Here is a 6,171-nt window from a genome sequence, read left to right on the forward strand (position 1 = left end):
GAATGAAACAATACGGCTTTTACATTGATTCAAGTAAATGCACGGGTTGTAAAACCTGTCAGCTTGCTTGTAAAGATTATAATGATCTAGACATCAAAACGAACTACCGTCGCGTATACGAATATGCCGGTGGTGGCTTCACTCAAGATGGTGATACCTGGGTTCAGAAAGATGTCTTTTCTTACTACCTATCTATCGCTTGTAACCACTGTACTAACCCAGCGTGTGTGAAAGTGTGTCCTTCGGGCGCAATGCACAAACGTGATGAAGACGGTTTGGTTGTGGTTGATGAGAGCGTATGTATTGGTTGTCAGCACTGTAGCAATGCGTGTCCTTACGGCGCACCACAATACAATGCTAAGAAAGGTCATATGACGAAATGCGATGGTTGTTACCAACGTGTTTCTGAAGGCAAACAGCCTATCTGTGTTGAGTCTTGCCCACTTCGCGCGTTGGAGTTTGGCGAAATCAATACACTTCGCGAGAAGTACGGCTCTGGTGCGGATGTGGCTCCACTGCCATCTTCAACAGAAACGCTACCGAACATCGTGATTAAGCTGAACAAAAACGCGAAGCCGACTGGCGATACCAGTGGTCACCTAGCAAACCCGAAGGAGGTGTAAGATGATTTTTCATGAGTGGTCTTTAATCTTCTTTACTGTGCTGGCGCAAACTGCGGTTGGTGGTTACTTACTGATTGGCGCACGTGCACTGGTACTTGGTCATGACGAAGAGAAGCTGAACAGCTACAAGGTTCCAATGTTCATTCTGTGGGCACTAATGGGTCTTGGCTTCATGTTCTCGACAACGCACCTTGGTTCTCCACTGCGCGCGTTTAATGCCTTTAACCAACTAGGCTCTGCTTGGTTGTCTAACGAAGTGTTCTTCGGTGCGGCATTCTTCGCTGTCGGTGGCCTGCAATGGCTATTGTCTGTGCTTAAGAAAGGTGGCGTTGCTATCCAGAAAGCACTGATGGTTGGCGCGATGGTACTGGGTGTTATCTTCATGTACGCGATGATCAACGTATACATGATCAACACTGTACCGACGTGGGACAACATCTACACACCACTGAGCTTCATCATGACGATGGTTGTGGGCGGCTTGCTGCTGTCTCAGTTCGTGATTGTATTCGCCAACGACAGCCGCTTTACGGTTGACCGTAACATCACGATGCTGGCTGTTATTGCCGTTGCTATTAGCTTGATTGTGACAGTAGGAAAACTGAACCTAATCGGTGACATCCAAACTTCAGTAGCTAAAGCGTCTGAGTTGGTTGACGGTTTAGGCAGCTATGTGATTCTTCAAGTGGCACTGCTGATGGCAAGCTTGCTAGTTTGGATTCTACCGATGCTGAACAAAGCAAAAGTGAACCCAGTTAACCTTGGCTTAGCACTAGTATTGTTCTTGGCTTCAGAGTTAATCGGCCGTGGTTTGTTCTACAGCCTACATATGACAAGCGGTTTGTAATCGAGTTCTTACAGACATGAGTTGCGTGTAAACATCGCTGCTTGTTTGGTTATCTAGAAGGCTAGATAAACAAAAGGCCCAACACCTATTTAGATGTTGGGCCTTTTTATTTCGTTTTTTCTAGCGTTTTTAATACAGACTTAGCGAGTTCGCTTACATCGTTAGCTTACATAGCTACTTAATGATAGCCGCTGGAATAAACATGTCTTTTAATCGCTTAACCGAAGAATAAGTACCAAACATCGGTTTGTTATCTAAATGCCTTCTCAGCATATCGGCGGCAACGGTCTTAATCACGTTGCGTTGGTCTTCACGCGAGTACTGACGATAAAACTCAAGTACCTGCCCCCACTCGCCTGCTTCAGTCGACAATGCAACGCTGAATGTGTTGCCTTCCAGCTTACCAGTCACCAAAGCCAATTCAGTTCCGCACTTATCTCTTGTTGCTCCAGCCAGCGCAAAGGTCGCGGCTAATGGATCGCTCTTTTCAAGTTCGCTCTCTTTTGGCTCAGCCATCACCCATGAGTGTCCGAAGCAATCTTCTATCTGCTCATTCAATTGCAGCCACGCTGACAGTGAACCTTTGGTCGACACTTCAGACACAGATAACGTCTTCTTTTTTTCCGCCATGATGTGTCCAATATGGTCAATCATCGGCTCATCAACACTAACGACATTACTCTCTAGCAGCTTGTAAACCATCTGCAGAAGCTTAACGCGAGTTTCTAAGTCTGCCTTAGGACCAAACAGTTTGACCTCAATGAACGGCAGATAAGAGCGATAACCAAGTTCATAACCTTCTGGCAGCTTTAGTTGATCCAAAACATCAGAGATACCGGACTCAGACAAACCAAACGTAAACAGTCGACTGCATTCAGAGGCAACCACTTGAGGGTAGGTACACGACAAGTCAGGAAGAATCTCAAACGTCACCATGCGCTTGAATTCACTTGGTACACCCGGCGTGAAATAGAAAGTCGCATCGTTAATTTTCAGTTTGAAGCCACAAGCCGTCCCCACAGGGTTATCGACAATCTTTGAACTCGCAGGTAACAAAGCTTGTTTAAGGTTGCTGTCTGGCATTGGCATGCCACGTCCAGAGAACATCTCTTCCATACGAGCAAGCCATTCAGGGAACATGACGAGTTTCTGCTCGGAAGCAGCTGCAGCGGCGGCAGCACTCATATCATCGGTTGTCGGGCCTAAACCACCATTAACGATAACCACATCATAGTTAAAGCTCAGCATCAGCAGTTCTTCAACAAGAGCATTCATTTGATCTCCCACAGTTGAGCGCTTAGCAAGCGCAAAACCATGCTGATAAAACTCAGCAGACATCCAAGCTGCGTTTGTATCTACAATGTCTCCATGAAGAACTTCTTCACCTGTGCTTAACATTGCGATTTTCGTCATATTTCTATCCCTTGTTGTCATAAAAAGACACTGCATTATTTACAAACTGGTCTATGGTTGAATTTGGAGCAATTCGCCTTTTCACTAATATTAATAATGTTAAACCTAAGGTTTTCTTAGGAAAAGCTATAAAAATTATTAGTTCCCTAAATCAGGCATTTAATAGATAATTGTGACCCTGATCAATTCCAAACTTTCTCATGGAGACCCTTGTGGCCAAATCACCGTTACTAGCAAAGGTTACTGCCGCATTTTCAATGCTAATGTCAGTTAACTCGGTTGCAAGCCAATACGACTTCGACCAGCCAATCAACCTTTCTTACTCGGATGAATGTGCTCAAGATTACTGTTTTAATGACAACTTGTACACCTACAAGCCTAGTACCAATTACGCACTGAGCGAATCGAGTGATGAGTACGACTTCTCAATCCAACAACCAAAACACATGTTGGTGAGTCAGGAGAAAGATTGGGATTACCTAATGGGTCAAACCTACACCATTCTTGGCTTGAGTGTCGCGACAGTGGGTCTAATGACTCTGCTCCCTGAAAGTATTACTAAGTGGGATGATGACCAACGTGATATCAGCTCATTAGGTAAAAAGTGGAAAGATAACGTTTCTGCTGGTCCAACATGGGACCGTGACGAACACTTCCTAAACTACGTAATGCACCCATATTTCGGTGGTGTTTACTACACCGCAGCTCGACACGCAGGTTACGACGAGTTTGAGTCATTCTTATACTCTTGGACTATGTCGACGTTCTTCTGGGAATACGGCGTAGAAGCGTTTGCAGAAGTACCTTCATGGCAAGATCTCTTCATCACACCTTTCTTCGGTGCGGTTGTCGGTGAAATGATGCTAGAAGCAGAGCAGGATATCATTGCTTCAGGTGGCGAAGTGATGGGCTCTCAAACCATGGGTGATGTGTCGCTATTCTTCCTTAACCCTGTTGGACACATTCACTACTGGGTAAGTGACGCATGGGGCGGTGATGCAGAAGTTAACCTGAATACTAACCCTTGGTGGGATAACCAAGACGCTGCACGTTTTGCTTACGATGCTGGCGCACCATACGACTCTCAGTTTGTTGGTATGAACTTCAAAGTAACGTTCTAATTCGTCTCTAGTACTACTCAATATAAGTTATTGAGTATAAGTTGCTGAATCATCAATCACAGTGACAACTCTTCTAAAAAGCGGCTCTCTAGCCGCTTTTTTTGTGCCCTACTCTTCATTCTCTTTTTTTGCATCGAAGCTTAGTTTCAAAAATTGACCTAGGTCAAACATTGTTCGATGTAACCTTCTACACTGAAATTAAAGAACTTTATCGCGTGATATCAAACATTTAATTAGCAAAGAATAATTGAAACCTTGGGGGCTGATATGAACAGTACATTTATCGTAAACTTTATCGGAAAAGCATCACCAGCAACAATCAAACAGCTTGCTGCGGTTACTCACGAAAACGACGGCAAATGGCTCATCAGTAAAGTGAACTTTATTGAAGACCAAGTCGCAGGCGTACTAAAGGTTCAACTTCCAGCCATCAACGAATCGATTGTAAAAGAAGCGTTCAGCACCAATCCAGATCTCATCGTGCAGTTTGTCGATTCCGATCATACACACAATGTTCAAGACACGGTCCATCACTTGAGACTCGACTCTAACGACCGAGCAGGTATCGTCAACGAAGTGACTCATGTATTGGATAGACAAGGAATCAGTATTCTCGATATGGATTGTCACCGCGTCTTTATCGCTGGTGGCGGCGGTGTTAGCTCAAGTCTATTCACATCAAAAATCGCCGTTAAGCTGCCAATCGAAGTACAGATCGACGACGTAGTTAATGAACTCGAAACGCTCAGTGAAGATACTCGTGTGATGATTGAAAGCTAAATAAACAAAATTAAAGAACAAAATTAAAGAACAAAAAAGAGCAGCTCATTAGCTGCTCTTTGTATTGCTCTGAACTTGTGATTCAGTTACTTAACTGACCATTGTGATAATGAGCGTTTGAAGTCTTCATAGCCGAATTCATTTAGCTTCTGAACTTCACCACTGCTACGTTCACAGTAGATTGAAGGCATTTTAAGGCCATTGAACCAGTTCAATTTCACCATTGTGTAACCCGCGCTGTCTAACAGATGCAGCTTTTGACCAATCTTAAGTGGCTCATCAAAGCTCGCTTCGCAGAACTGATCGCCCGCAAGACATGAACACGAACCAATCACGTAGTCATGGCTGCCTGTTTCTGATGCTTCCAATACTGATGCGGGCTCATTGTAGATAAGCGTGTCAAGGCGGTGCGCCTCAGTCGCTGAATCCACAATCGCTGTTTTCTTCACGTTCTCAACAATATCGACCACTGTCACAACTAGGTCGGTTGTTTTAGTGATGATCGCTTCACCCGGCTCAAGATACATCTGCACACCGTGCTTTTCAGAGAAGGCTTTCAGCGCAAGACCGAGTTTTTCGATGTCATAGCCAGGCCATGTGAAGAACACACCTCCGCCCATGCTCACCCAGTCCAACTTATCTAAGTGCTCACCAAACTGTTCTGAGATTGAATCAAGCAGGCCGATAAACGCATCGACGTCTTTGTTCTCACAGTTCATGTGGAACATCACACCATTAATCTCATCGAAAATTTCTGGTTTGATGTGGTCAGCTTGCACGCCCAAACGCGAGAATTGACGTGCTGGATTCGCCAAGTCTTGCCCTGCGTAGCTCACGCCCGGATTTAAACGTAAACCCAGTGAAGCTTTACCTTCAACAATATGACGGTAAGCAGCAAGTTGGCTTTGAGAGTTGAAGATCATCTTGTCGCAGATGTCAGCAACCTCTCTCACGTCATCTTCACTGTAGCCCACACTGTAAGCATGAGTTTCACCGCCAAAAGTTTCGTGACCTAATTTCACTTCATAAGGGCCAGAACTAGTAGTACCGTCTAGGTACGGTTTGATGATGTCAAACACGCCCCAAGTCGAGAAGCACTTAAGCGCAAGTACCAATTTCACACCTGAAATCTCTTTCAGTTGCTTGGCTTTTTCTAAGTTCGCAATCAACTTGTCTTCGTTGATCATGAAATATGGGGTTTTTAGTTCTTCTTTCTTAAACGTCATTTTTGTAAACACTCAAGCAGCATCAATAGATGGAAAGGTAAATTAACAATTTTGGTGTGATTTATTTTGATTTTGTCCTGTCCGAGCGCAGTGAGTTACAAAATCAAAATAAATGATACCAAAGCTTCAAGGCTATCATCATCGAAAAGGGAACAATCCAT

6 protein-coding genes are annotated in these 6,171 nt (G+C 44.3%); 4 read left to right on the forward strand and 2 right to left on the reverse strand.

Annotated elements, in window-relative coordinates; genetic code table 11:
• Positions 1–2: 2 nt before the first annotated feature.
• Together AB4307_RS15300 and AB4307_RS15305 are read left to right on the forward strand one after the other, a co-directional pair.
• Positions 3–623 carry a DMSO/selenate family reductase complex B subunit gene (locus AB4307_RS15300; RefSeq protein WP_004733360.1) on the forward strand — a complete coding sequence of 207 codons (621 nt, stop codon included), beginning with the start codon at positions 3–5 and terminating at the stop codon, positions 621–623.
• A gap of 1 nt (position 624) precedes the next feature.
• Positions 625–1,470, forward strand: a complete 846-nt coding sequence (locus AB4307_RS15305; protein ID WP_017091586.1) for a dimethyl sulfoxide reductase anchor subunit family protein — start codon at positions 625–627, stop codon at positions 1,468–1,470.
• Between the two features lie 174 nt (positions 1,471–1,644).
• On the opposite strand, the gene AB4307_RS15310 is transcribed toward AB4307_RS15305, so the two are convergent.
• The gene (locus AB4307_RS15310) at positions 1,645–2,883 is read right to left on the reverse strand and encodes a CinA family nicotinamide mononucleotide deamidase-related protein (protein ID WP_372132331.1); all 1,239 of its coding nucleotides are present in this window, start codon (positions 2,881–2,883) and stop codon (positions 1,645–1,647) included.
• A 212-nt stretch (positions 2,884–3,095) separates the two neighbouring features.
• Here AB4307_RS15310 and AB4307_RS15315 point away from each other — a divergent pair, with 212 nt between their 5' ends.
• Both AB4307_RS15315 and AB4307_RS15320 read left to right on the forward strand, forming a co-directional pair.
• Positions 3,096–4,004, forward strand: coding sequence for a DUF3943 domain-containing protein (locus tag AB4307_RS15315; RefSeq protein ID WP_017069173.1), 909 nt, complete (start codon positions 3,096–3,098; stop codon positions 4,002–4,004).
• 267 nt (positions 4,005–4,271) lie between these two features.
• Positions 4,272–4,784 carry a glycine cleavage system transcriptional repressor gene (locus AB4307_RS15320; protein ID WP_372132334.1) on the forward strand — a complete coding sequence of 171 codons (513 nt, stop codon included), beginning with the start codon at positions 4,272–4,274 and terminating at the stop codon, positions 4,782–4,784.
• An 86-nt stretch (positions 4,785–4,870) separates the two neighbouring features.
• Here the strand turns inward: AB4307_RS15320 and nspC are convergent, their stop codons facing one another.
• A complete protein-coding gene (gene nspC / locus AB4307_RS15325; protein ID WP_017063550.1) occupies positions 4,871–6,010 on the reverse strand; it encodes a carboxynorspermidine decarboxylase in 1,140 nt (379 codons plus the stop codon).
• Between the last annotated feature and the right edge of the window lie 161 nt (positions 6,011–6,171).

It is taken from the genome of Vibrio sp. 10N.261.52.C2, from assembly GCF_041471425.1.
Taxonomy (GTDB): Bacteria; Pseudomonadota; Gammaproteobacteria; order Enterobacterales; family Vibrionaceae; genus Vibrio; species Vibrio crassostreae_C.

What these genes read in the sequence shown, in the direction of transcription:
- AB4307_RS15300 (WP_004733360.1), top strand. Translation starts at nt 3, where the DNA reads ATGAAACAATACGGCTTTTACATTGATTCAAGTAAATGCACGGGTTGT.
- AB4307_RS15305 (WP_017091586.1), top strand. Translation starts at nt 625, where the DNA reads ATGATTTTTCATGAGTGGTCTTTAATCTTCTTTACTGTGCTGGCGCAA.
- AB4307_RS15310 (WP_372132331.1), bottom strand. Translation starts at nt 2,883, where the DNA reads ATGACGAAAATCGCAATGTTAAGCACAGGTGAAGAAGTTCTTCATGGA.
- nspC (WP_017063550.1), bottom strand. Translation starts at nt 6,010, where the DNA reads ATGACGTTTAAGAAAGAAGAACTAAAAACCCCATATTTCATGATCAAC.
- AB4307_RS15320 (WP_372132334.1), top strand. Translation starts at nt 4,272, where the DNA reads ATGAACAGTACATTTATCGTAAACTTTATCGGAAAAGCATCACCAGCA.